Genomic DNA, 26,515 nt, shown 5'->3' with positions numbered 1-26,515 from the left:
TACCTATTATTGTGCGTCAAAATGTTCACTGCATGTGCACAAGTTCACAATTTTGTAACAGCCTGTTATAGTTGATTTCAGATGCTGTTATAACAACAATCAAACAAAATGTTCACTTTTTCCGCGTTTTCTTTTGACCAAACGAATAAAACAGGTGTATAATGATTCTATAACAGCGAAACAAAATCTTCAAACTTTTATTGAGGTGAGAAAACATGAGCAAGTTCCCATTCGAAGTTCAGACGGAAGATATTCAACCGTTGTCCGTCTTGTCTCCAGAAGGAGAGATTGTTAACCCGGATATGATGCCGGAGTTGACGGACGAGCAGCTTAAAGAAATTATGTACCGCATGGTATTTACACGCACATGGGATGATCGTGCGATCAACTTGGGCCGCCAGGGCCGTCTTGGTTTCTACGCGCCGGTATCCGGCCAAGAAGCTTCTATGGTCGGCAGCGTGTATCCACTGCAGAAAGAAGACTTTGTCGTTCCCGCATATCGTGATATGCCGCAGATCGTATGGCACGGGCTTCCGCTTTATCAAGCATTCTTGTATTCCCGCGGCCATCAACACGGCGGTCAAATTCCAGAAGGCGTCAACGTATTGATGCCGCAAATCATCATCGGTGCGCAAATCTTGCACGCGATGGGTATTGCTATGGGCTTTAAATTGAAAAAACAAGCTCAAGTCGCTATCACTTACACGGGTGACGGCGGTTCTTCCGAAGGCGATTTCTACGAAGGCTTGAACTTCGCGGGCGCATTCAACCTGCCTGTCATCTTCTTCGTTCAAAACAACGGATACGCGATTACGACTCCGTTCACGAAGCAAACGGCAGCGAAATCGATCGCTCACAAATCCGTTGCAGCTGGTATCCATGGCATGCAAGTAGACGGCATGGACGTGCTTGCGGTCATCAAAGCCGTTCAAATTGCAGCGGAACGCGGACGCAAAGGCGAAGGCGCGACCTTGATCGAATCTTTGACTTACCGTTTCCGTCCACACTCCATGGCGGATGACACTACGAAATACCGTACGAAAGATGAAGAAGCGGAATGGGCGATTAAAGACCCGATTGTTCGCTTCGGCAAATACTTAGAGAAAAAAGGTCTCTGGACCGAAGAAGATACAGCGCGCGTGAAAGAAGAAGCAAAAGCAAAAGTAAATGCTGAAATCAAACGTGCGGAACAAACGGAAAAAATGACGGTTGCAGGTCTAATCGACAGCATGTACGAAACGACACCGCAACATTTGGAAGAGCAAAAAGCCGACTTCCAATAAGAACGATTGATATAGCCGGTCCAAAGATGACGTGATCCGGCAGTTTATATATAGAACGGACCATCGTTAACTAATGAGGACGTTCAAATTCCATTCTGGCTCTGCGATAACGGTAAGGAGGAAACAAAGCAATGGCACAAATGAATATGAAAGAAGCGATTCGCGACGCAATGCGCGTGGAGTTGAAACGAGACCCTAACGTAGTTGTATTTGGGGAAGACGTCGGCCATGTCGGCGGTGTATTCCGTGCAACGGAAGGCCTGCAAAAAGAATTCGGGGACGAGCGCGTATTCGATACGCCGCTGGCAGAATCCGCAATTGGCGGTATGGCAGTAGGTCTGGGTGTTACAGGATTCCGTCCTGTAGCGGAAATTCAATTCGTCGGCTTTATCTACGAAGCGCTTGACCAAATGTGCGTACAAGCAGCGCGCATGCGTTACCGTTCCGGCGGACGCTACAACGCGCCAATCGTATTCCGCACACCATTCGGAGGCGGCGTTAAAGCAGCGGAACTGCATACTGATTCCCTGGAAGGCTTGCTGGTGCAAACACCGGGCATTAAAGTGGTAATTCCTTCGAATCCTTATGATGCTAAAGGTCTGCTCATTTCTGCAATCCGCGACAATGATCCTGTATTCTTCATGGAGCACTTGAACTTGTATCATGCATTCCGTGATGAAGTTCCTGAAGATGCATATACGGTAGAACTTGGCAAGGCGAATGTCGTACGTGAAGGTAAAGACGTTACGATCTTGGCATATGGCTTGATGGTTCATACAGCAATGAAAGCAGCTGCTGAACTTGAAAAAGAAGGCGTGCAAGCAGAAGTCATCGACCTTCGCACCTTGATGCCGCTTGATATCGACACGATCGTTGCGTCCATCAAAAAGACAAACCGCGCCATCGTCGTTCAAGAAGCTCAAAAAACTTCCGGCGTTGCTGCAGAAGTGATTGCCCAAATCAACGAGAAAGCAATTCTGCACCTCGAAGCTCCTGTACTGCGTATCGCTGGTCCGGACACTGTGTATCCATTTGCGCAGATCGAAGACCAATGGTTGCCGAATCCAGCACGCATCATTGCGGGCGTCAACAAAGTATTGAACTTCTAAGAAGGAACCGAACAGAGAGAAGGAGGTTATTTTTGTGGCTAAATTTGAATATCGCTTCCCGGAACTTGGGGAAGGGCTGCATGAAGGCGAAATTATTAAAATGCATATTAAACCGGGGGACAAAGTGACTGATGATGATATCATCATGGAAGTACAGAACGACAAAGCTGTCGTTGAAGTTCCTTGCCCGGTAAATGGTACGGTATTGGAAGTGTTTGCAAAAGACGGCCAAGTGTGCCACATGGGTGAAGTCGTAGCGGTTATCGACGCGGAAGGCGATATCCCTGAGCAAGCAATGCCTGAAGAAGAAGCGAAGGAAGAAGCGGCTCCGGCACAAGGCGGCGCAGCGGAAGCTCCTAAAGCGGAAGGCGCGGCAGCTGCTCCTAATCATGATGTATTGGCTACACCTAGCGTGCGCAAGCTTGCTCGCGACCTGGGCGTAAATATCGGCGAAGTTCCTGCGACTGGCAAGAACGGCAAGATTACGCGCGAAGACGTCGAAGCATTTGCGAACGGCGGCGCTCCGGCTGCGAAGCCAGAAGCGGCAGCTCCAAAAGCGGCTGAAGCGAAATCCGCTCCTGCAGCTGCAGCAGCAAGTGGCCGTGACGCTGAAGAAGAGCGCACGCCATTCAAGGGCATCCGCAAAGCCATCTCCAACGCTATGGTTAAATCGGCGTATACGGCTCCACACGTTACAATTATGGACGAAGTTGAAGTGGGAGACCTCGTTGCATTCCGTACGCGTCTGAAACCGATGATGGAGAAAAAAGGAACTAAAGTTACTTACTTGCCGTTCATCGTAAAAGCGCTCGTGGCAGCATGCCGTCAGTTCCCAGCGATGAATGCCATGATCGACGAAGAAAACCAAGAAATTGTATACAAAAAATACTACAACATCGGTATCGCGACAGATACGGACAACGGCCTGATCGTACCGGTCATCAAAGACGCCGATCGCCGCAGCATCTGGATGATTGCGGACGACATTAAAGATTTGGCGACTCGCGGCCGCGATGGCAAGCTTGGCCCGAACGAGTTGAAAGGCAGCACCATCACGATTACGAACATCGGTTCCGCTGGCGGTATGTTCTTTACACCAATCATCAACTATCCTGAAGTTGCAATCTTGGGTACAGGACGTATCTCCGAGAAGGCAGTTGTGAAGAACGGCGAAATCGTAGTGGCGCCAGTTATGGCATTGTCCCTCAGCTTCGACCACCGTCTCATCGACGGCGCAACAGCACAAAACTTTATGAACTACATCAAGCAATTGCTCGCTAACCCTGAGCTGCTTGTGATGGAGGTGTAACCAGAATGGTAGTAGGAGACGCATCTTTGAATATTGACACTTTGGTTATTGGAGCGGGCCCTGGCGGTTACGTGGCAGCGATTCGCGCTGCCCAGCTTGGCCAAAGCGTGCTTATCGTGGATAAATCCGAACTCGGCGGCGTATGCTTGAACCGTGGTTGTATTCCGTCCAAAGCGCTCATCAGCGCTGCACATCAGTATGAAGTGACGCAGCATGCTTCCGAAATCGGGATTACAGCCGAGAACGTGAAAGTTGATTTCAAAAAAGTCCAACAGTTCAAAGGCGGCGTGGTGAAAAAGCTGACCGGCGGCGTTGGCGCGCTTTTGAAAGCTAACAAAGTGCAAGTGTTCAACGGCGAATGCATGTTCATCAACGAGAACGAAGCACGTGTGTTCAACGATCAAGAAGCACCGCGCTACAAGTTCAAAAACTGCATTATCGCAACAGGCTCCCGTCCAATCGAGCTGAAAGCATTCCCGTTCGGCGACCGCATTCTGTCCTCGACAGAAGCATTGGAACTGCAAGAAGTGCCTAAATCGATGATCGTTATCGGCGGCGGTTATATCGGCGCAGAGCTTGGTCAAATGTATTCCAAGTTCGGCACAAAAGTTACGGTTATCGAGGGCGCAGACATGGTACTGCCAGGCTTCGATAAAGATATGACACAGCTTGTCTCGAAGAGCATGAAAAAATCGAACGTTGAAATCTTCACGGGCGCGAAAGCGGAAAGTGCTGCGCAAACGGATAAAGACGTTACGGTGAAATTCACTGTCAAGGGCGAAACGAAAGAAGTTACAGCTGAATACTTGCTCGTAACGGTCGGCCGTCGTCCGAACACGGACGGAGAGCTGGGTCTTGACTTGATCGGTCTGAAGATGACGGATCGCGGACTTATCGAAGTTGACCATCAAGGACGCACCAGCATTCCGCACATCTTCGCAATTGGCGATATCGTCGCAGGTCCTGCGCTTGCGCACAAAGCTTCTTACGAAGGCAAAGTGGCTGCTGAAGCGATTGCGGGCATGCCAAGCGTCGTTGACTACAAATGCATTCCTGCGGTCTGCTTCACGGATCCAGAATGCGCAAGCGTCGGTCTGTCCGAATCCGAAGCGAAGGAAAAAGGCCACAATGTCAAAGCGGGCAAATTCCCTTACGCTGGCAACGGACGCGCGTTGTCCCTCGGCGGCAGCGTTGACGGCTTCGTGAAAATCGTATCCGATGCGGATACAGGCGTCGTGCTTGGCTCGCAAATCGTAGGTCCTGAAGCATCCAACTTGATTGCGGAAATGGGCTTGGCAGTTGAAATGGCTGCAACGGTTGAAGACTTGGCGTTGACGATTCACGCTCACCCGACATTGGGTGAAATCGTGATGGAGGCCGCTGAGGTTGTTCTCGGCCATCCAATTCACACAGTAGGCAAGTAAATCCTCCTCTCTCTGAGGGTTCTGTTACATTCTGTTACGGTTCGATATAATGATATGATTTCCCCCTGCGGCAACGATGCTGCAGGGGATTTTTTTATGAGCTGGAGGACGCTCCCCGACAAAATCGTGATTTTTTACGGAAGCAATGGTAAACTTAGATGAGCCAGAAAGATAGAGAACGGAGTGGATAAAATGAAGGCATATTTGAATTTATTGCAAGACGTACTGGAACACGGAGTGAAAAAGGAAGACCGCACTGGCACCGGAACGATATCGGTATTCGGCCGCCAACTCCGTTTTGACTTGAATGAAGGCTTCCCGCTGGTGACGACGAAGCGGCTGCATCTGAAATCAATTGTGCATGAGCTGCTGTGGTTTATAAGCGGCGATACGAACATCAGCTATCTGAAAGAGAACGGCGTCCGCATCTGGGATGAATGGGCGGATGAGAATGGCGATCTGGGGCCCGTGTACGGATCGCAATGGCGGAAATGGGAGACGGCGGATGGACGCGTTATCGACCAGATCGCAAATGTGATTGCGCAGATCAAGACTAATCCAGATTCCCGGCGCCTGCTTGTCTCCGCCTGGAATGTCGGGGAGATCGACAATATGAAGCTGCCGCCTTGCCATTACGCATTCCAATTCTATGTCGCCGACGGCAAATTAAGCTGCATGCTCAATATGCGTTCGGTCGATTGCTTCTTGGGCCTTCCGTTCAACATTGCAAGCTATGCGTTGTTGACGCATATGGTAGCCCAGCAATGCGGCCTGGAGGCAGGGGAATTCATATGGTCCGGCGGGGATGTCCACATATACTCCAATCATCTGGAGCAGGTGCATACGCAGCTGGAGCGCGAACCATTTCCGCTGCCGAAGCTTATCATCAAGCGCAAGCCGGAATCGATTTTTGATTACAAATACGAAGACTTTGAATTTGCAGACTATGAGCATCATCCGACCATCAAAGCGCCGGTAGCGGTGTAAGCGGGCCTGCAGGTTGAACGATGAAGCGAGAGGAAGAGCAAATACGATGTCAATTACGATGATCTGGGCAATGGACGAACAACGGCTCATTGGGAAGGATAACGGAATGCCGTGGCATATACCGAACGATATGGCTTACTTTCGCAAGATGACGCGGGGCAAGACTGTCGTGATGGGAAGAAAAACATTTGATTCGCTAAACGGAGCGCTTCCGCATCGCCGGAATATTGTCGTTACGCGCAATCGGGAATGGAAGCCGCAGGATGCGGAAACCGTTCACGATATTCATGCTGTGCTGCGGCTTGCGGAGCAGGATGAAGTCATCATTATCGGAGGCGCGGAAATATACAAGCAGTTCATGCCCTATGCGGATAAGCTGCTCATTACACGCATTGACGAGACATTTGACGGAGACGCCTACTTCCCTGAATATGATGAAACGGAATGGAAGCGCGTAAGCGAGGTGCCGGGAACGGTCGATGAGAAAAATAAATACCGCCATCGTTTTTTGACGTATGTCCGTAATGATTGAAGAAATGTGTTGTGTGCTCAAGTGCAAATGATTTGCTCATCACTCCATTTGATTATCCTAACGATTTAGGTACGATAATGTGAAAAAACATGTCGAAGAGTGCAATAAGCAGCTGAAAAGCGCGTGTTCAAACCGATCACTGATTTTTTGAGCATCTCTACTATATTGTTGGATGAACGAGCAACGATTCACGGACAGACGGATGGAGGAGAAAGCATGTCAACACCTACTGGTTTTATGGAATATCGTCGCCAAATTCCGGCTGACCGCGATCCAATGGAACGGTTACAGGACTGGGAAGAATTTCACAAGCATATGAATGAAGAGGATCTGCGCACGCAAGGCGCCCGTTGCATGGATTGCGGCACGCCGTATTGCCATACCGGCATCGAGATGACTGGCGGCACATCGGGGTGTCCGGTCAACAACCTGATTCCGGAATGGAACAGCCTCGTCTTTCGCGGGTTGTGGCAAGAAGCGCTGGAACGTCTTCATAAGACGAACAATTTTCCGGAGTTTACTGGACGTGTTTGTCCAGCTCCATGCGAAGGCTCCTGCACGGTCGGCCTTATCGGACAGCCTGTCACGATTAAGACGATCGAAGAAGCGATAATCGAACGCGGCTTCGCTGAAGGCTGGGTGAAGCCTGAGCCGCCTGCCATGCGAACCGGCAAGCGCGTCGCCGTGGTCGGTTCCGGACCAGCCGGCTTGGCCTGCGCGGCACAGCTGAATAAAGCCGGTCATTCGGTCATCGTGTATGAGCGTGCCGATCGGATTGGCGGGCTGCTTACCTACGGCATCCCGACGATGAAGCTGGATAAAGGCATCGTGGAGCGCCGAGTACAGCTGCTGGAAGCGGAGGGCATCACTTTCGTGACGAATACGGAAATCGGCACGGATATTCCTGCCGCGAAGCTGATGGCTGATTATGATGCCGTTGTATTGTGTGGAGGAGCTACGAAGCCGCGCGAGTTCGCGATAGAGGGCAGCGGGCTGCAAGGCATTCATTACGCGATGGATTATTTGAACGGAACGATTAAGAGCTACTTGGATACCGGACTGGAAGATAACCAATATATTACGGCCGCAGACAAGGATGTCATTGTCATTGGCGGCGGAGATACGGGAACCGACTGCGTGGCAACGGCGCTGCGCCATGGCTGCCGCAGCATTACGCAATTCGGCACCCATGCGCAAGCGCCTCTGGAACGCGACCCCGTTGCCAATCCATGGCCGCAGTTCCCGAATGTGTATACGCTCGATTATGCGCATGAGGAAGCCAAGGCGCTATATGGTCAGGATCCGCGCGAGTTCTCTATTATGACGACGAAGTTCGTCGGGGATGGGGAAGGGCGTGTGAAAGAGCTTCACACGGTTCAAATCGAACGTATTGTGGACGATGCCGGCCGCAAAATATATAAGCCGATACCCGGAACGGAACGCGTATTTCCGGCGCAGCTTGTGCTTATCGCAATCGGCTTTGACGGGCCGGAGCAGACGCTTGTTGACCGGCTCGGTCTCGAGACGGATCGCCGTTCGAATGTGAAGGCTGCTTATGGCAAATATGCGACCAACGTGGAACGCGTGTTTGCCGCAGGCGATATGCGCCGTGGACAGAGCTTGGTCGTCTGGGCCATTAACGAAGGACGTGAAGCGGCGCGCGAGGTTGATCTCTATTTAATGGGCTCTACCTTGCTGCCTTAATAGCATGAATCAAGAAGCTGCGCTCCCGTGAAGCGCGGCTTCTTATATTTTTGCTCCTAAGTCCTGCAGCATGGAGATAAAATGACTGCAATATTGTTCAATGGAGAAATGAGCTTTCACATGTTTTTGGGCATTATCAACAATGGTCTGGCGCAGCGAATGATTGCGCATTAACTGCAGTGCGAAATAAACGGCTTCTCCGACGTTGCCGAGCGTGTAATATACTCCGGTGACATGGGAAAGGACAGAACTGCGCACGCCGCTTGAATTCGTCGTTAACACCGGACAGCGGCAGCTCATCGCTTCGAGTACCGCATAGGGGCCGCCCTCCGACTTCGAAGTGCAGCAATACAAACCTCCCGAGTTGCCAATCATCGAGAAATAATCCGGCATATGATTGTTGGGCACATTGGAATGAAGGAACAGATGCTGCTCCAGCTGCAAAACATGAACCAAGTGCTCAAACGCCGCTCTTTCCTCGGGAGAGGCCAAGTTGGCATCTTCGAACATCCATAATTGAATCTTCGGATCGTGTTGAAGCAGACGATGCCCGATATATAAAAATTCCCGCCAGTTTTTGTTGTCGCGAGGCTCGAGCCTTCCGATCCATGCGACGATGGGGAATGGTTTTTTGGGTAATGACCGATATGCGAATGCCTTTGTATCCAGGCAATTGTTGAACTCATATTTGCGCATTTGAGGAAAAAGAGTTGAAAAAATGTCGGAAATATAAGGCGTTTTCGGATTTAAGAGGGCATTGGCATGGGGAAGCAGATAAGGAGCGGCCTTGGTTAATTCCTTGTGGGCAGCTTCCATTTCACCATATCCCTGCACTTCAAAAATAATAAGTCCTGCATATCCGAACTCGCGCAATTTTTGGACAAACTCATAGGCAGAGACGACGATGATGGCCGTATATCTTCCCTGGGTCACAAGATTCTGTATTTCTTGATCCTCATTCGTAATGAAAGTAGGAGTGTCATTATTATTTTGCATACCCGCACCATGCATGAAATAAAGGCAATGGCATACGATGCCGCGTTTCTTCAACGCTTGACAGCGCAAACGGTTCAACGTTTCCACACCACCGCTAGGAACAAAAAAAACGAATAATATTTTCATTGCCTACCTCATGCTCCCCCCTGATTTCATCATCATCGGCGTATTATATGTAGGTCGATATCAATGAGCCTGTGTTCCCGCACATTTCATCAATGATAGATAAAAATAGATTTCTATCCGTTACTGCCGACTAACGTCTGTCATACATATATCCTACATAACAGCTATACAGGGTTGCACGCCGAACACAAAGTCTGCACATCTGCATCTGATAATTATCATCAGGCATAAATCGGCATCTGTTTGTTGTTATTTAGCTTTTGTACTGCCGAAGCCCCATTCTATTGACAACCTATGGAATACAATGGCGGCGAAGCAGGGGACGTACGAATGTGACCGTACTGCTCCAACGATCAGCGTACCATAGACAAGAAACCAGGGATAAGAATACAAAGAGTATTTTTAAATAAACGAATAGCGGTTTGTGACACTTCTGCGCCGCAAACCGCTTTATATGGAATAGATGCAAAGGTTAGGCGATCACTTTGCCTGTAATGTTTACCGGACCGGTGACTGTAATCGATCCGTGTCTCGGATTTTCATTCAATGCGAATAATTGATAAACATGTTGTTGATTTACAGGTACATTTGTCAGTACCGCTTGAAAGGTGGAAAGATTATTAGAAGGAGAGTTTGACCCTTCTTCGCTGTCGACAGCGTCTTGTCTGATGCTTGCTACCAAGACACCATCTTGTAAAATTCTCAACTGAAGGGTGGGCTGCTTATTTTTCCGGCTTTCGGCCGTCCATCCTACCGTAGAGAGAAGCTCCACAAAGTTCGGTGTTTGGGTAACGGAGAGACCAAACTCCAACAATAATGTAGGTGTATCCGTAAGAATAATATCGGAGGAATCAGCCAAGTTGCTTAAAATGGCTCTATTGTAGTTAATTAATGTCGGCATTAGCTTATCGCCTTCTTTCTTTGAAATTTATTATACAATATGCATTCCGGACAATTTTCGCTCATACAAAAATCTATTTTTGTTCCGCCTTCATAAAATTAAGCGAAAGTACAAACGAAAACCCGATCATTAGCCGTCAACGGGGAAAAGCGACCTAATCGCATCGCCGCGGGATAATTAAGAACTATTTTATTGCATTCCTTTGTCTCCTATTTCATAATGAAAGGATAGGAATCGCCGCAAGAAGCTGCGTTGGTCATACGCGGCTTCTTCTGTTGTCAGAAAGAAGAGGTGAGGGGATGAAGACGCTAGTCGTGGCGGAAAAGCCCGATATGGGGCGCACCATCGCTTCCGTCATTGAACCGGGAGGACGCAAGCACCGTACGCACATCGAAGGGGACAATTATATTATTACGTGGGCCATCGGCCATTTGCTCGGTCTCGCGGAGCCGCAAATGTATGACCCGAAATATAAGCGGTGGTCCTTTCACGATCTGCCGATATTGCCGTCTGCGTTCAAAATCGTTGCAGAACGGCGGACGAAGGATCAATTGAAGCAGATCGGGGATCTTGCCAAGCAGTGCCACACCATTATTAACGCTTGCGATGCCGGGCGGGAAGGACAGTATATCTTTGCGCTCATCGAGCAGCACTTCAGATGGAAGCATCCGGTCAAGCGCCTATGGATTTCCGACTTGACCGCAGAGACGATACGCCGCGGCTTTCAAGAGTTGAAGGACGGTGTAGAATATGAGCGGCTGACGGCGGCGGCCAGGGCGCGCAGCGAAGCGGATTGGATTATCGGGATGAATGCATCCCGCGCTTTTACGACGAAGCATAAGGCTCTCTTGTCTGTCGGACGGGTGCAGACGCCCGTGTTGGCGCTCATATACGATCGTGAACAAGAAATTGCGGCGTTCAAGCCGGAATCGTATTACGATATTACAGCCCAATTTCAGCAAGGAGAGGTTACTTATAAAGGGACGAGGCAAGGTGAGCGCATTCAAGAGGAGCAGACTGCATCTGCAATCGTTGAACGGGTGAATGGAAAAGAGGGGCGCATTGCCGATTTTACGGTGAAGGAAGGCAAGGAATACCCCTATAAGCTCTATGATCTGACGCTGCTGCAGCGAGATGCGAATGCGCGTTTCGGCTTTTCGGCCAAGAAGACGCTCGACCTCGCGCAAGCGCTTTATGAGAAGCATAAGGTAATTACGTATCCGCGAACCAATTCCAATTACGTGACGGAGCAAAATATCGGAAGCATGCATCAAGCAGTGAATATGCTCAAACAGATGCCTGATTACGCCGCTTGGGCGAACATGGCGGATCCCAAGCGCGTTCATCGCGGCAATCGCGGCGTGTGCAACCCGAGCAAGGTAGAGGATCACCACGCGATCCTGGCGACGACGAAACGTCCGGGTTCACTCGCGCCTGACGAAGCCAAAGTATACGATTTGATTGTCCGCCGGCTCCTGGCTCAGTTCTTTCCCGTCGCGGAGTATACGCTCTACACCGTCTTGACTGAAGTGGAGCGGGAGACGTTCAAGACATCCTTGAAGCAATGGCGCATTCGCGGGTGGAAGGTGCTGTACGACTCTGACGGCGATGCTGCGGGTAAGCGCGGCGGGAAACGAGCGAAGAAGAAGGAAGAAGCGGAAGATGCCGGGACATCAGGCACAGCCGAAGAGGTCATTGAGCTGGATGAGAATGCCGTGTTCCAGGTGCAGAAGGATCAGACGGCGTTGTGCATTCACGCGGAATGGAAGGCGAAGTCGACGCAGCCGCCGAAGTCGTATACGGAAGGAACCTTGCTGAAGGCAATGGAGAGCGCCGGGAAGCAGCTGGATAACGAAGAACTGCGGGAGGCAATGAAGGACGGAGGTCTAGGCACCCCTGCGACGCGTGCGGCCACGATTGAACGCTTGAAGCAGGTCGGATATATTACGATGACCGGCAAGCGGTTGACGCTGACGGCCAAGGGGAAGACGGCAGTGGAACTTATCCGCGGAGCCGGCGTTCACCTGTTGACGTCACCCGAAATGACGGGACAATGGGAGCGGCGGCTAACGCAGATCGCCCGCGGAGAAGCGTCGGAGACGGTGTTTATGGACGCGGTCCGCAAATTTACGGTGCACGTCATTCAATGCGTAGGGAAGCAAGCACCCGTTGCCGCACACATTTTGGCTGAAATTCAGCCCGATCGGACGAGCAAGGGGCGGGGCAAGGGCGGCGGCCAAGGGGCGGGGAATGGACAAGCCTCAGGCAGCCTGACCGATGCGAAGGCCGTTCGCGCGTCAAGCGGGGGAGCGAATTCGAGCTCAAGCGCTGGCAACTCCACGGCCGCATACGGAGCTTGTCCGCGTGAAGGCTGCGGCGGGACGATTATCGCCGGACGCAAAGGCTTCGGCTGTTCCAACTATAAGCAAGGGTGCAAATTCGTCGTCTGGAAGAAAAACATTGCCGTCGGCAAGACCATCTCGGACACGATGATGCGCGAGCTGTTGGAAAAAGGGACGACCAAACGTCTAAGCTTCAAGCAAGGCAGCGAGTCCGTAAAAGGAAGGCTGGTGTGGGCCGATCGTTCTACCGGCGAGCTGCGGCTTGAGATCGGGGAATAGCATCCGCAATGCAAAAGCAGGACAATCCAAGTTATGATGGATTGTCCTGCTTCTCTGACAGCCACTGCTGAATGACATGAGGGACGTCTGTCAAACGCTCGATCGTATAAAAGGCTCCTTGCGGCGCAGCGTCAATGTCAACGACATTGTATGACCACTCCTTCGCCTGCCTCAAGTAGACGGCGTTCAAGCCGGTCAGCAGCGCGGGGATGACATCAGTCCGCACCGAGTTCCCAATCATCCACGTGCTTGCGGGATGAAATCCGCGTTCGTTAACGATGTCTGCAAGCGCCTCTGACGTTTTATGCCGGCGGATAAATACGCGGTCGCCGAAGTATGCCGCGAGCTTCATCTGATCGATCTTGCGTTGCTGGATAACCGGTTCGCCGCCGGTATATAAGAACAGCTTATGCCCTTCATCCCGCAGCCGATCGAGGGTCTCTACCATGCCGGGATAGGGTTCGATCTCCATCTCGTATACGCTCATGCCTAATTTCCAGAGCAAGTCGGTTTCCTTCTGCGATGGCTTGCGTCCGGTCACATGGCAAAAATGGCGATAGGCTTGTACGAGGGAGCTCGGGAAATGTTCGCTTTGGAAGCCGTTTTGCTGCACGCAGGCGATATCGAACTGAGCCTGAACCGATTTGATGTCCCGCATGTCGATGCGCCAGGAATGAAACCAAGTCGACATCGTATCTAAAAATTGCTCAATGACCACATCAAAATATTTGTTGCAATGAACGAGGGTGTCGTCCAAATCGAATAATAACGTCTGTTTGGCTTGCGGCGTCATTATACAGCCACCTCCTTATGCCTGATGGACAAGACAGGCTTGAGAGGACCTAGCGGTTACGCGTATGCTGTCTGTCTTTCATGTCATGATTGAACATAGTCTTCCAAAAATGCGGACAAGTCCGCAAGCCCTTCTTGACGAAGGGAGATTCGTTCTACTTTGCCATTCCAATAGGTGCGTATATATCCGGCTGAACGCAGAACGGCCAAATGGTGCTTGACGGTCCCTGTCGCAAGCGCCAGGTGCTCTTGAATTTCCGCGAACGTCCTCGGCTTCTGGCTGACAAAACGCAATAGCCGCAGTCGATGGTCGTCCGCCAACGCGCGCGTCATGCGGCGCAAGCTGTAAGGCGGGAGCAGATCGGACGGGTCTGGCTCGTCGACCGCATACAGTATCAATATTTTGCCTTGGAACGTACAGGTTTGATTCATCGGGCGATAATGCCACAGCGGCGCGAGAATAACTTCGGATATTTCGCTATTGTCAGGAATGACGACACCGTTCGTCGCGACCTCAATGAGCTCGGACGGCGTTATTTTGCTCATCAGCCTGGCCTTTTCTTCCACGTCATGCTGAAGAATTGGTTTCCATTCAGCAATGGAACGGCTTATGTATTGCTCATGCCAGAACTTAAGCGCCGGTACATAGACGAGCTGTGCGCGTTCCTGGTTGAAAGAATGTGACTTTAAACCGTAATGCTGTTTGAGCTGTGTCCAATCTTCGGCAGTCGCATGTTCCAACTGCGAAATGTAGCTAAGTATATCATCTTGGCTCTTGCGTTCAAGCGCCATAGCATACAACAAGTCGAAATCGCTCAACGTATACTTGCGAATTTTCTCGGCATGGGTGTTCCATTCGGCAGGAAGCTGCTGCTCGATCCGGCGAATCCATTCCGTTCCGTTCTCCACATTACGAATCCATTTGCGATGTGCAAACAGCATGAAGCTTCCAATGAGTTCATATACCGAGGAACAGTCGATGCGAACATGATAGGTCATGCTTTACGGAGCCCCCTTGAATAACGATACGTTATAACATCATTATGAATTGTTTTGCATAGGATTGTCTACTATAATGTTGAAATGTTGGGGAGATGCGGACTAGGGCGGGCAGACACGCTCTATATTAAATAGAAGCACTCAGAGGACTAATAGAATTGGGGAGGTAGAAATATGACTGCTTGGCGGAAAACAACAAGTTCTCCCACTTGGCAATTTGTCATTCTTATTATTGTTGTCACATTTACAGGATTGAGTCAAGGGCTGCTGTTGCCCTTGCTCACCATCTTTCTTGAACGGATGGGCGTGCCATCCGACTTGAATGCTTTGAACGCAACGGCATTATATATCGGCGTATTCGGCATGATGTTTTTAGTGGAACGGATATTGATGAAGGTCGGATTCAAACGCATGATTCTGGGGGGGCTGCTGGTCGTATCGGCAGCACTGGCGCTTTTTCCAATCTTGCAAAACATATGGGTGTGGTTCGTGCTCCGGCTCGTGGTCGGAATAGGCGACAGCGCGCTCCACTATGCAACCCAGCTATGGGCGGTATCCGTCAGTCCGGCGCACCGGAGGGGGCGGAATATCTCTTTGTACGGGATGGCCTACGGGGTCGGCTTCAGCTTCGGTCCGTTAGGAATCAATTTGCTCAAAATAAGCGATGCCGCGCCTTTTATCGTCATCGTGATCATGTTCGTCGTCGTCATGGGGATCGTCTTCCTCAAGCTGCCGAATCAACATGCGGCAATGATGGAGGATGGCTCAAGACCGGAGAAGCGCTATGCCCGTTCGTATCAATGGGCTTGGTTTGCGCTATTGCCTGCCTTCCTGTACGGATATATGGAAGCGTCCATGAACAGCAACTTCCCGGTATACGCACTTCGTCTTGGGCTGGAGCAGGAATGGATCTCTTACCTGCTGCCGTTCTTCGGCATTGGCGGACTCATTCTCCAGCTTCCGCTCGGCATCTTGAGTGACCGGATCGATCGTAAAAAGGTGCTGATGACTTGCGGGATTATAGGCGGAATTGGTTTTTTGATCATACCATTCTTCGGCACGAACATCTGGGGAATATTGATTATGTTCATGCTTGTGGGAGGGCTGGTCGGTTCATTCTTCTCGCTAGGTCTCGCCTATGCGGCAGACATATTGCCTAAAGCTTACTTGCCCTCGGCAAACGTGATCGCATCGATCCATTTCAGTATCGGGAGCATCGTTGGCCCGAATCTGGCAGGACTCGGGATCCAGCATATTTCTATCGGAAGCATGTTCTACTTATTGGGAATATGGTACATTGGATTTTCACTGTTGGGGTTGGTCTTCAAGCGAGAGACAAAAACGCTTGCAAGTTAGGCGCCTACTTACTTACACTAGATTATAAGCATGAATTCTAATGAAGCATAACAAACATCAGAGATGGCCGTTATTGGGATGGAGAGGAGCTAGTAGCGATGATTAAAGTGGAACGACTTGTAAAGCGGTATCCTCCGGCGGAGCCGGTCCTGAATAAATTGAGCTTTGAGATCCAACCTGGCGAGTTCATCGGGATCGTGGGTCCGAGCGGGAGCGGAAAATCGACACTGCTCAAATGTCTGGCGCTGCGCGAAAGCTGGACAAGCGGGAAATTGATCGTGGACGGCGCGGATATGATCGCCCAGCAATGGAACGGAAAGCGCAAGGTGTGGCGCGAGTTTGCTTATTTGGAGCAAAATCCGGTGCTGACGGCCAATCGCAAGGCGCTCAAAAACGTGCTTATCGGCCGCTTCCACCAGACGCCGCTGTGGCGCATGGCGACCGGCATGATTCGTTCCGATGACTATATGGGGGCAATGGATACGCTGGAGATGCTCGGTCTGCTCGATAAAGCCCATAAGAAGACGGGGGATTTGAGCGGAGGAGAGAAACAGCGGGTCGCTATCGCCCGCGCGCTCGTGCACGGCGCCAATGTGCTGCTCGCCGATGAGCCTGTATTGGGCCTCGATCCGAAATCGGCCGAATCGGTGCTGGAGACGTTCCAGGAGCTGTGCTCCAGGCAGCGCAAGACCGTCATCGCCGTATTCCATCAGGTGGAGCTCGCGGAAAAATACGCAACCCGCATATGGGGATTAAAACAAGGCCAAATCGCAGTGGATGTGAAGGGCCGGCGCTTGCTTCAGTCGGAGAAAGCTCTTATCTCATAGCACGAGAACAGTCTCTTATCAAGAAGAATATAGGCATTTGTCATGCCGCCTCTTGCTTGCGCATATGCTGGTGCAGACAACGGAGCTTCGACCGTTCGATGCCGGGGGCATTATGATTCATGAAGGAGGTGGCTGGTTCATGTTGCATCCATTACCGGCGCACATCGAGCCGTATGTAATCCGCAAGCCGCGATTGGAGGTATACCTGCCTCAGGTAAACAGCAGCTCGCACTCCGAAGCCGCAGCGGAAATAAATCGGGTCATTCGCGATCACACCGTGGAATTAATACAAATGACCGGTTATGAGGACTCGCAAGATACCGAGGTGACCGGCGCCTACGAAATCAAGCTGAACGAACGAGGGCTTATCAGTCTTCTATTGATCGTATATGGCTATACGAAGGGCGCTGCGCATGGGATGACCTATCAACGCGGCTTGACGTTCGAGGCAGACTCAGGCCAACTCATTACGCTCGCACAATTGTTCAAGCCAGGGGCTTCCTATGTCGCGGAGCTATCCAAGCTTGTGGCCGCGCAGATCGAAGAGCGCCAAATTCCGACGCTCGAGCCGTTCAAGGAGATTGATAAAGATCAGGATTTTTATATGACGGATAAGGCGGTCGTTCTGTTTTTCGGCTTGTATGAACTGGCCCCTTACGTATACGGATTTCAGTATTTCCCGATTTCGATATACGATCTGAATGATATCAAAGCGGAGAATGGGGTAATTGATGCGTTGTGGTATTAAATAACGTTGGTTTGTCACGGGATTGTCACCTTTTGGTGGCTCTTTTTTTTTATAATAGATAGGTATTTGGTTCACTCGATAGAGATAGGGGTGTCGAATATTCACCCTGTTCAAGGATACAATGAAATCAAGCTAAACTATGAAAGAGGGATGAGGTTGAGAATTAAGCGGCTCATACGCAGCGCGTCACTTCTTCTCGTTCTGCTGAGCGTGATGCTCAGCGGCTGCCAATGGATTCAAGACCCCAAAACGCTGATGAGCGTTCCAAGGCTCCCTACAGAGAAGGCTAATCTTAAGAGCATGATTGCTTCGCAATTGCCCGAAGGAGCGATACTTATACGCCCGTCCAGTTCGGACGACGCGAGCGCAATCCGGGTCACGGATATGAATAACGACGGTCTTGCGGATACGGCGGTCGTTTTTTATGAAACTCCGGAAAAGAAGGTCCGCATCCACGGAATGATTTTTCGCAGGGACGGGGACACGTGGATGAAAATTGTTGACTTTGAGGGAGCAGGGACTACACTAGATCGTGTCCAGTTGATCGACATCACCAACGATTCGAAGCTGGATCTGGTGGTTGGTTACGGAAGCGACGATCCGGACTTGAACAAAGGTCTTGTCATATATACATTTACGAAGGATGGAGTCGCCAAGCTGTTCGAACAGCCATATTCCCAATTCGTCATTGACGACTTGGATCAGAGCGGGAAAAATCGGTTGTTTCTCGTCAACAACCAACTCGCTCAGCCGCCTATGGTCTCGGCCTTTGAATATCAGAACGGGAAGATGACCAAGCTTCATGAACTGATGATGGGCAAGGAAGTCAATACGTACACGCACGTTACATCCGGCTTCATCAGCAGGGATCGCAAAGGAATCGTGCTCGACGCCTCGGCAGGGGCCAACTATTGGCTGACGGACGTGCTCGTATTGAATCGCGACAATATGCTGGAGCAGGTGCTGGGCGCAGACATGACCAGCAAGCCCAATTACTCGCCAAGCAGCGATATCAACGGGGATGGCATTATCGAGGTCGCCGTAACGGAGACGCCTCCGGGATGGGATTTATACAAGCCATATGAGGTTCCTTATTTCACGAATTTCTATCAATATGATGGACCGAACCGTTTGAAGCTGGTGGACAAGCAGTACCGGGATTACTTGGATCGCTTTTATTTGACGATACCGAAATCTTGGTACGGACGTGTCACGGTCGATACGAAATCGAAGAAGGAAGAGCTTCTCATTTTCATCGACAAGCATACGAACGAGAAACTGGCCGAAATCCGTTTTTTCACTCCTGAAATGTGGGATCTGAACAAAGAGAAATGGACGTACTTAAGTTCATCCGGCGATAAAATTATCGGAATCATCAGTAAAGAACCGCTTAAATTGAATAGGGGCTCACCTAAGATTCCAGAATTAAACAATAATGAAAGCAGCAGCAAATAGATAAGGAGACGGAAACGATGACGAAAATACTAATCCTCGAAGACGAAGAGTCCATTCGCAGCTTTATTGTCATCAATTTGAAGCGCAATGGCTTTGATGTAGTGGAAGCCGACAATGGCAACGACGCCTTTCAGATGATCATGAATGATCCGACCATCGACATTGCGTTGCTCGATGTCATGGTTCCGGGTATTGACGGGTTTGAAGTGTGCCGCCGCGTCAGGGAGCATAACGAGCGCTTGGGCATTATTTTCTTGACGGCGAAGGTGCAGGAGCAGGATAAGGTCTATGCCCTGTCTGTCGGCGCGGACGATCATGTAAGCAAGCCGTTCAGCCCGACGGAGCTTGTCGCCCGGATTCAGTCCTTATTGCGCAGGGTCAACTCGTACCAGCAATCGGCACAGAAGGTCGTCTATCATTCGGGACCGTTTACGTTAGATCTAATCGCCAAACGGTTCTCGAAATGGAATGAAGTTATCGATTTAACGCCGACAGAGTTCTCCTTGGTGCAATTTTTCATGGAAAAAGAGGATATGACATTAAGCCGCGACGTGCTGCTGGATCATGTGTGGGGCAAAGATTACATGGGCGATCCCAAAATCGTTGACGTTAATATCCGCCGCTTGCGGCAGAAAATAGAAGATGAGCCTTCCGCGCCGAAGTACATGGAAACCGTATGGGGGCACGGGTATAAATGGAAAGGAACTTCTTCATGATAAAACCCGGCATACGCCGTTCGGTCGTACTGCATTATTTCATCGTCGTATTTTTGACGATGCTTATTTTAGAAGCCATTTTTTTAATATCCGTACGGACGTATTATTATGAGTCGGTGTCCAACCATTTGACATATCATTCAGCCGTAACTTCCTCCTATTATCAACGTTATTTGAGCCTGGGTTCGAGTGAAGACGACAAAGGGTGGCTTACCGAATTGTTAAAGCTTTTTAAACTGGATAACGCCGAGGTTCAAATTTTGGATCGAAGCGGCAAGGTTCTTGTCACCTCGAACGAATTCAAGGTGGATACCCCGGTCACCACCTCCGATGTCATAAGCGCGCTGAACGGGAACATCAATCAATGGACCGGGAAGCAGCCGGGAACGGGCGAGGCTGTTATGGCGGTGTCGGCCCCGCTTCTAGTCCGAGGCGACATCGTCTACGTGCTTAGGGTGGTGACCTCGTTAGAACTGGTGAATGACCGGATTAACGGCATCGTGCTCTTGTCCATTATCGTCTCCATTGCGGTTCTCGTCGTCGTGCTCGTCATCAGCTTGGGATTGGCCAACTCCATCGTGAAGCCAGTGAACGAGATAACGGCTGCATCCGCCCAGATGGCCCGGGGACAATTTGATATCAGGATTAAAGAAGGCTATAAATATGAGCTTGGCGAGCTTGCGAAGACGCTTAATTTTATGGCGCATGAAATTGTGAGGAGCAACCAGCTCAAGAATGATTTTATATCTTCCATCTCTCACGAGCTGAGGACGCCTTTGACGGGGATCAAGGGCTGGAGTGAGACGCTGCTGTCCGGTCACTTCGATGAAGCGGAAACGAAGCTCGGCATGAACGTCATCTCGAAGGAGACGGACCGGTTGATCGGTCTCGTGGAAGAACTGCTCGATTTCTCCAAGCTGCAGCAGAATAAGCTGCAGTTCCACTGGCGTCCGGTATCGCTGGCCAATGTCATTGAAGATACGATCCTGCAGGTGAAAAAGAAGGCGGAACAGAAGCAGATTTCGCTCGAAGACAGAGTCCGCGGGACCGAGATTCCGCTGAATGCGGATGCCAATCGGTTAAAACAAGTCTTTCTCAATCTTATTGACAATGCCATCAAGTTCTCTCCGAATGAATCGGTTATAACGGTGCACACGACGTGGGATGAAGAGAAGGCGGTCGTCCGCATCGTTGACAAGGGCATCGGGATTAGCCACGAGCACTTGGCCAAAGTGATGGATAAGTTTTACCAAGTAAATCCGAGTCACGGCGGAACAGGGCTAGGCTTGGCCATTACGTTTGAATTGGTGAAAGCCCATGGCGGCGAGATGACAATCGAGAGCGAACTCGGTATCGGCACGACGGTCATTGTCACGCTCCCGGTGCGGGTGATGCCGGAAGCGCAGCCATTGGATCAGGAAATCAGTTAAAAAAGACGTTTGCATGGTAACTTCCATGTAAACGTCTTTTTTTTGTGAAATTTAAGGAAATTTGCGTATCTTCGCTCGACAAAACATACTATAATGAGATCAATATTGCGACAAGATGTCGCATTTACTCGATTCTCGTCGTCCTCATTGGAAGGAGGATAGATTATGGGATTGTTTTTGTTTGTCATCTGTGCTGCTTCTGTCCCTTTTATAATCTATGTGTATTGCAAATATGTAAAGCGGAGAGGAGCCGTTGCCAATGAACAACCGCCAGTAAGTCGGAAAGAATTCGTTCCAGCCGCAGAGGAAGCTTCTCAGGAAGACGTACATAGGAGCCATTTTTCTTTACTTATCGTGGAAGATCAATATCCGATTCGAGTGCTGCTCAAAGAGGCGCTTCATGACTTCCCCTGTGAAGTGTTGGAAGCGGAAACAGGCGCCCAAGCGCTGGAGCTGTTGCGCCAGTGTCCAAGCCGTCTCGTATTGCTGGATGTGAGCTTGCCCGACCAGAGCGGACTTGACGTGCTGCGCACGATACGGACGATGCGTCCGAGTACCGAAGTGATTATGATGTCCGCATATAGCGATGCCGACAAGGTGAATGAAGCGAAAGCTGCGGGCGCGATTGGATTTTTTTCTAAGCCGTTTGATCTTGAAGAGCTGCGCTTATATTTATCATCCAGATTGTAACCGACATCGATCCAGGCGTATTCGAATTCGGAGGATGCCATGAATAGAACGATTCCTCGGCAAATGATTATTCGTATTGTTGTAACCGTCGCTGCAGCCATCGCCATAATTTTCGCTTTCTCCTACGAAGCCGTACGCTCCACGATTCGGAACAACACAGAAGAGAACTACATGAATCAAGTAAAAATGGCCGCTCAAGAAGCAGAAGCGGCCATTCGCCACCATCGGCAAATGGTGGAAACCTACGCCAGCGCCATTCACGGGATTTATGCTTCTTCCCGCGACATCAGGGCAGATCTGGATGATGTGACTGAAATGTACGCGAGTCAGCGGAACGAACTCGTATTCGGATATTGGTTCTCCATGCAATCCGATTATAAGAAGCAGGGCAGATTCGCTTCCTGGTATGGATATGACAAAGCGGGCCGAATATCTAATTTATATCAGGCGAATTACACGGATGAATCGTTATCCCGGTTCCGAGACGATACTCGTTACGACTTTTACCATGGGGCGGTGAAGAAGAACGGAACTTATATCACTTCTCCGTACATTGACCCTTATGCGAATCTCCCAATCATTTCGATCAGCACGCCGGTTACCGATGCGAAAGGCCGGGTTATTGGCGTGGCCGGCGTCGATATTCGATATGGCGACTTGCAGCAGATTGCCTCCACACTGACAATACATCCAACCAGCAAAATGTTGTTGATTACGAACGAAGGAGACATTTTATACGATTCGGATGGCAAGCAAACGGGATTTTCCAACATTTATGATGGTTCTGCCAGCGCTCTGCTGCCTATCTTCAATAAGATTAAGGGGCAAACAGAAACGGTCGTAACTGCCAAATATCAGGATCAATCCATGTATGTGTTTTCGGTGCGCCTTACGGAACCGGCATGGAGCGTCATGATAATGTTGCCGGTCGCTGTCGTCGATGAGGCGCTCGTCAACCTGTCTATAATTTCAGTGGGCACCTTTGTGCTGCTAATCCTCGTCATCTATCTGCTCGTATTCGTCTGGGTGCGCCAGCTCATAACGAAGCCGCTGCAGCAGCTTGTGTCTGCCTCTTCCCGGATTGCCGCCGGTAATTACGCCGGTATGCTGCATATCGGGGTGAACAATGAATTTCGGCAGCTGGGCGAACATATGAATAGGATGATGGAAGCGTTGCGGAAGCAGGCGCAAATGGAACAAGAAATGAAGCGTATGAGCTCATTGAAGATCGTCGGGGAGATGGCTGCGGCCCTAAGCCACGAAATTCGCAATCCGTTAACGACGGTGCGGGGGTTTCTGCAGTTGCTGCGAAACAAGCCGGAACACGCCAAGGAGCATGTTTATTTCGATACGATGATGGAAGAGATGGAGCGGGCGAATACGATTATTACCGAGTATTTAACGCTTGCGCAGCACAAATTCGCACCGTTCCAACTCAGTTCTTTGAATGATGTCATCTCTCACATTTATCCGCTCGTACAAGCGACAGCGACGGCAAATTGCCAGCATATCCATTTGGAGCTGCAGCAGATACCGGCGATTGAAATGGATGAGAAAGAGATTCGCCAACTGCTCCATAATCTGATTCGCAACGGGTTGGAGGCCATGGCTGCCAATCAATCGATGTCCATACGAACCCGTTATGAAGCGGATTCAGTGTGGTTGGAGGTGGAAGACGAAGGAGCCGGATTTGAAGCGCAGGTGCTCGAGTCGGCGGGGACTCCCTTTGTTACGACAAAGGCGGACGGGACCGGGCTGGGGCTATCGATCTGCTACAGCATTGTGCATCGGCATCAGGGCCAGCTGATGATTCAATCGGAACCGGGGAAGACTTTAATCAAGGTGAAATTTCCAGTAAATCAAGCTGCGGCTGCGGGAGAGACGAAGCCAGCCAAAGATTCGGAATAAGCAAGGGCTGGCCGAGAGACGCCAAACGATATGCACAGCGCAATACAGGATATTTTCATAATCATGCAATGACTGGAGCTTTCAGGATGTTATTATTTGGAGTGAAAATAGCCGCTTATGCAATTATATGAGGCAATTTGCTGTGAATATATAACATTGCCGATGTCGGGATGATGTGTAATATGGTTTTGAAGGAACTGCATACAAAAGCAGCGTTCTGCAAAACGTGAAGCGCGACCTGAAAAATATTAAAAAGAAGCATTGTATAACTATACAACATCATGTATAATGGGTTCAGCCCGATGAATTGATAGGGTAAATAGATAGAAGAAGCGGGGATGGCATCAATGAAAGCACTGAAAATCGTTACCGTATGCACACTGTTAATGAGTCTTCTCATCGGTTGCGGAGCCAAAAGCGACCGTTATGATACAGTAATGGAGAACAAAAAGCTGGTGCTCGGGGTGAGCGCGGACTACCCGCCGTTCGAGTTCCACGCGACGGTCAACGGAAAAGACGAAATTGTCGGATTTGATATTGAGATCGCGAAGGAAATCGCGAAGGACTTAGGGGTGCCGCTTGAAATTAAGGACATGAAGTTCGACTCTGTCGTGGCATCTGTACCGACCGGTAAGATCGATATCGCCATCAGCGGCATGGACCCGACTCCTGACCGCCAGAAAGCGATGGATTTCTCTAAACCATACTATGTTGCCGAAGCTGGTGTCATCGTACGGGCGGAAGACAAAGATAAATACAAGTCACCCGAAGATATGAAAGGTTTGAAGATAGGCGTTCAAAAAGGTTCTACGTTCGAGGATGTAATCGGACAAATTCCGGAAGCAAAAGCCGAGTTGCTGAATAAGGTGAACGACCTTGTGCTGGCGTTGGAAACGAAACGTATTGACGCGGTGCTGGTAGAGAAGCCAGTAGCTAAATCTTATGAAGCCAATCGCAAGGAGCTGGCAGTCGCTGACGTAGTATTGAAGCCGGCGAGCGACGGTTATGCTGTCGGCATGCGCAAGGATAGCCCGAAATTGGTGGAAGCCGTGAACAAGACGATCGACCGTCTGAAGTCTGAAGGCAAGCTGGACGAGTTCATTACGCAGGCGACGCAGCTGGCGGAATCGGGAGAGTAAGGCAGGAGAAGGCGGCGGATAGCCGCTTTTTTCGTGAGTTGGACACAATAGTGATAGGTGAGCAAGGATGGGAAAGGGGTTAGACCGGTGCTCGATTGGTTTGGAATGCTGTGGGACTTTAAATGGGATTATTTCTCCGGGGCGAAAATAACGGTGCTGCTATCGTTGTTTTCCGTATTGGCCGGATTCATCTTGGGGGTCATCATCGTTTTGCTGCGAATGTCAGGCATCAAGCCATTGCAATGGCTGACGACCGCATATATCGAATTGGTGCGGGGCACGCCGCTGCTCGTGCAGATTTTTATCATTTATTTCGGCTTGACTGAATTCGGCATTGAATTCAGCCCATTCATGGCTGGGGTTGTCGCGGTATCGATTAACAGCTCGGCTTACTTGTCAGAAATCTTCCGCGCCGGCATTCAAGCTATCGATAGAGGGCAGGCCGAGGCTGCCCGCTCTTTGGGGATGTCAAAAGCGATGACGCTGCGCCATATCGTGCTGCCGCAAGCATTTCGCAACGTCCTGCCGGCGATTGGCAACGAGTTCGTGACCATTATAAAGGAAACGTCCATTGTCAGCTTCATCGGCATTACGGACATCATGTTCCAAACCGAGGTCATACGGAGTAAAACGTATACGGCTCTGGGGCCGCTTATGGGCGCGGCCATAATTTATTTCATTCTTACCTTTACGCTTTCCAAAGCGGTTGCAACTCTGGAAAGGAAGTTGAGCAGTCATGATTGAGGTTCGCAATTTGCATAAATCATTCGGTTCGTTGCATATTTTGAAAGGCATGAACATGACGATCAAACAAGGCGAAGTTGTGGTCGTCATTGGGCCGAGCGGCTCAGGGAAGAGCACCTTTCTGCGGTGTTTGAATCTGTTGGAGACGCCGACGCAGGGTGATATTTTGTTCGAGGGCACGAAGATTAATGAGAAGAAGCATAATATTAACAAGACGCGTGAGAAGATGGGCATGGTGTTTCAGTCGTTCAATCTGTTCCCGCATATGACGGTGTTGGATAACATAACGCTTGCGCCGATTAAGGTGAAGCAAATGAAAAAGCAGCAAGCAGAGAAGGTCGCCATCGATCTGTTGAACAAAGTCGGTCTAGCCGACAAGGCTTCAGCTTATCCCGGGCAGTTGTCGGGCGGTCAGAAGCAGCGGATCGCTATTGCCCGCGCTCTCGCCATGCAGCCGCATGTCATGCTTTTTGACGAGCCGACGTCAGCTCTTGATCCGGAGATGGTCGGTGAAGTGCTGGAAGTGATGAAGTCGCTCGCCGGGGAAGGAATGACGATGGTCATCGTTACCCATGAAATGGGCTTCGCCCGCGAGGTAGGTGATCGGATTTTATTTATGGATGGCGGCGATGTCGTCGAACAGGGGACGCCGGATCAAGTCTTCCAGAACCCGCAGCATCCTAGAACGCGGGACTTTTTAAGCAAAGTATTATAAAGCA

At 50.2% G+C, this 26,515-nt stretch carries 23 protein-coding genes; 19 read left to right on the top strand and 4 right to left on the bottom strand.

All coding sequences use genetic code 11. The annotated features are described in order from the left end of the window. Window positions 1-215: 215 nt before the first annotated feature. From pdhA to JSQ80_RS27470, 7 genes are all read left to right on the top strand, one after another. Window positions 216-1,283 carry a pyruvate dehydrogenase (acetyl-transferring) E1 component subunit alpha gene (gene pdhA / locus JSQ80_RS27500; RefSeq protein WP_087435551.1) on the top strand — a complete coding sequence of 356 codons (1,068 nt, stop codon included), beginning with the start codon at window positions 216-218 and terminating at the stop codon, window positions 1,281-1,283. Window positions 1,284-1,414: 131 nt separating this feature from the next. Continuing rightward, complete coding sequence (locus JSQ80_RS27495) at window positions 1,415-2,392, top strand: alpha-ketoacid dehydrogenase subunit beta (RefSeq protein ID WP_087435552.1); 978 nt, start codon at window positions 1,415-1,417, stop codon at window positions 2,390-2,392. Between the two features lie 34 nt (window positions 2,393-2,426). After that, entirely contained in the window at window positions 2,427-3,701 is a 1,275-nt protein-coding gene (locus JSQ80_RS27490) for a dihydrolipoamide acetyltransferase family protein (RefSeq protein ID WP_087435553.1), read from the top strand. A 5-nt stretch (window positions 3,702-3,706) separates the two neighbouring features. Next, the gene (lpdA, locus tag JSQ80_RS27485) at window positions 3,707-5,125 is read left to right on the top strand and encodes a dihydrolipoyl dehydrogenase (protein ID WP_087435554.1); all 1,419 of its coding nucleotides are present in this window, start codon (window positions 3,707-3,709) and stop codon (window positions 5,123-5,125) included. 192 nt (window positions 5,126-5,317) lie between these two features. Then, the gene (gene thyA, locus JSQ80_RS27480; RefSeq protein ID WP_206097968.1) at window positions 5,318-6,112 is read left to right on the top strand and encodes a thymidylate synthase; all 795 of its coding nucleotides are present in this window, start codon (window positions 5,318-5,320) and stop codon (window positions 6,110-6,112) included. Window positions 6,113-6,158: 46 nt separating this feature from the next. Further along, window positions 6,159-6,644, top strand: a complete 486-nt coding sequence (locus JSQ80_RS27475; RefSeq protein ID WP_206097967.1) for a dihydrofolate reductase — start codon at window positions 6,159-6,161, stop codon at window positions 6,642-6,644. A 216-nt stretch (window positions 6,645-6,860) separates the two neighbouring features. Then, window positions 6,861-8,348 carry a glutamate synthase subunit beta gene (locus JSQ80_RS27470; protein WP_206097966.1) on the top strand — a complete coding sequence of 496 codons (1,488 nt, stop codon included), beginning with the start codon at window positions 6,861-6,863 and terminating at the stop codon, window positions 8,346-8,348. A gap of 42 nt (window positions 8,349-8,390) precedes the next feature. Here the strand turns inward: JSQ80_RS27470 and JSQ80_RS27465 are convergent, their stop codons facing one another. Beyond that, complete coding sequence (locus JSQ80_RS27465; protein WP_206097965.1) at window positions 8,391-9,470, bottom strand: glycosyltransferase family 4 protein; 1,080 nt, start codon at window positions 9,468-9,470, stop codon at window positions 8,391-8,393. 472 nt (window positions 9,471-9,942) lie between these two features. Further along, the gene (locus JSQ80_RS27460; RefSeq protein ID WP_087435559.1) at window positions 9,943-10,371 is read right to left on the bottom strand and encodes a hypothetical protein; all 429 of its coding nucleotides are present in this window, start codon (window positions 10,369-10,371) and stop codon (window positions 9,943-9,945) included. A 299-nt stretch (window positions 10,372-10,670) separates the two neighbouring features. Here JSQ80_RS27460 and JSQ80_RS27455 point away from each other — a divergent pair, with 299 nt between their 5' ends. Then, the gene (locus tag JSQ80_RS27455; RefSeq protein ID WP_206097964.1) at window positions 10,671-12,992 is read left to right on the top strand and encodes a type IA DNA topoisomerase; all 2,322 of its coding nucleotides are present in this window, start codon (window positions 10,671-10,673) and stop codon (window positions 12,990-12,992) included. Window positions 12,993-13,023: 31 nt separating this feature from the next. Here JSQ80_RS27455 and JSQ80_RS27450 read toward each other — a convergent pair whose 3' ends face one another. Together JSQ80_RS27450 and JSQ80_RS27445 are read right to left on the bottom strand one after the other, a co-directional pair. Next, the gene (locus JSQ80_RS27450) at window positions 13,024-13,785 is read right to left on the bottom strand and encodes an HAD family hydrolase (protein WP_206097963.1); all 762 of its coding nucleotides are present in this window, start codon (window positions 13,783-13,785) and stop codon (window positions 13,024-13,026) included. Window positions 13,786-13,868: 83 nt separating this feature from the next. Continuing rightward, window positions 13,869-14,783 (bottom strand): ArsR/SmtB family transcription factor, encoded by a 915-nt coding sequence (locus JSQ80_RS27445; protein WP_206097962.1) that lies wholly within the window; start codon window positions 14,781-14,783, stop codon window positions 13,869-13,871. 174 nt (window positions 14,784-14,957) lie between these two features. Here JSQ80_RS27445 and JSQ80_RS27440 point away from each other — a divergent pair, with 174 nt between their 5' ends. The 11 genes from JSQ80_RS27440 (at window position 14,958) to JSQ80_RS27390 (ending at window position 26,511) form a co-directional block, all read left to right on the top strand. Continuing rightward, a complete protein-coding gene (locus JSQ80_RS27440) occupies window positions 14,958-16,139 on the top strand; it encodes an MFS transporter (RefSeq protein WP_087435563.1) in 1,182 nt (393 codons plus the stop codon). Between the two features lie 98 nt (window positions 16,140-16,237). Further along, a complete protein-coding gene (locus JSQ80_RS27435; RefSeq protein ID WP_087435564.1) occupies window positions 16,238-16,966 on the top strand; it encodes a phosphonate ABC transporter ATP-binding protein in 729 nt (242 codons plus the stop codon). Between the two features lie 139 nt (window positions 16,967-17,105). Further along, window positions 17,106-17,714, top strand: coding sequence for a DUF3298 and DUF4163 domain-containing protein (locus JSQ80_RS27430; RefSeq protein WP_206097961.1), 609 nt, complete (start codon window positions 17,106-17,108; stop codon window positions 17,712-17,714). 156 nt (window positions 17,715-17,870) lie between these two features. Then, window positions 17,871-19,169: a hypothetical protein gene (locus JSQ80_RS27425; RefSeq protein ID WP_240464330.1), complete on the top strand. Its 1,299-nt coding sequence runs from the start codon at window positions 17,871-17,873 to the stop codon at window positions 19,167-19,169. 17 nt (window positions 19,170-19,186) lie between these two features. Then, window positions 19,187-19,885 (top strand): response regulator transcription factor, encoded by a 699-nt coding sequence (locus tag JSQ80_RS27420; RefSeq protein ID WP_087435565.1) that lies wholly within the window; start codon window positions 19,187-19,189, stop codon window positions 19,883-19,885. Further along, complete coding sequence (locus JSQ80_RS27415) at window positions 19,882-21,315, top strand: sensor histidine kinase (protein WP_087435625.1); 1,434 nt, start codon at window positions 19,882-19,884, stop codon at window positions 21,313-21,315. The genes JSQ80_RS27420 and JSQ80_RS27415 overlap by 4 nt, the downstream gene beginning before the upstream one ends. 165 nt (window positions 21,316-21,480) lie before the next feature. Next, window positions 21,481-22,005: a response regulator gene (locus tag JSQ80_RS27410; RefSeq protein ID WP_206097960.1), complete on the top strand. Its 525-nt coding sequence runs from the start codon at window positions 21,481-21,483 to the stop codon at window positions 22,003-22,005. Between the two features lie 39 nt (window positions 22,006-22,044). Further along, window positions 22,045-23,913 carry a sensor histidine kinase gene (locus JSQ80_RS27405; RefSeq protein ID WP_206097959.1) on the top strand — a complete coding sequence of 623 codons (1,869 nt, stop codon included), beginning with the start codon at window positions 22,045-22,047 and terminating at the stop codon, window positions 23,911-23,913. 347 nt (window positions 23,914-24,260) lie between these two features. Beyond that, window positions 24,261-25,052, top strand: a complete 792-nt coding sequence (locus tag JSQ80_RS27400) for a transporter substrate-binding domain-containing protein (RefSeq protein ID WP_206097958.1) — start codon at window positions 24,261-24,263, stop codon at window positions 25,050-25,052. A gap of 87 nt (window positions 25,053-25,139) precedes the next feature. Further along, window positions 25,140-25,796 (top strand): ABC transporter permease subunit, encoded by a 657-nt coding sequence (locus JSQ80_RS27395; RefSeq protein WP_206097957.1) that lies wholly within the window; start codon window positions 25,140-25,142, stop codon window positions 25,794-25,796. Further along, complete coding sequence (locus JSQ80_RS27390; protein WP_087435569.1) at window positions 25,789-26,511, top strand: amino acid ABC transporter ATP-binding protein; 723 nt, start codon at window positions 25,789-25,791, stop codon at window positions 26,509-26,511. Before JSQ80_RS27395 ends, JSQ80_RS27390 begins: the two co-directional genes overlap by 8 nt. Window positions 26,512-26,515: the final 4 nt, after the last annotated feature.

This window comes from Paenibacillus apiarius, assembly GCF_017052585.1.
Taxonomy (GTDB): Bacteria; Bacillota; Bacilli; order Paenibacillales; family Paenibacillaceae; genus Paenibacillus_B; species Paenibacillus_B apiarius.
Note: the sequence above shows the minus strand (reverse complement) of the source record. Positions and strands in the feature narration are given on the sequence as shown.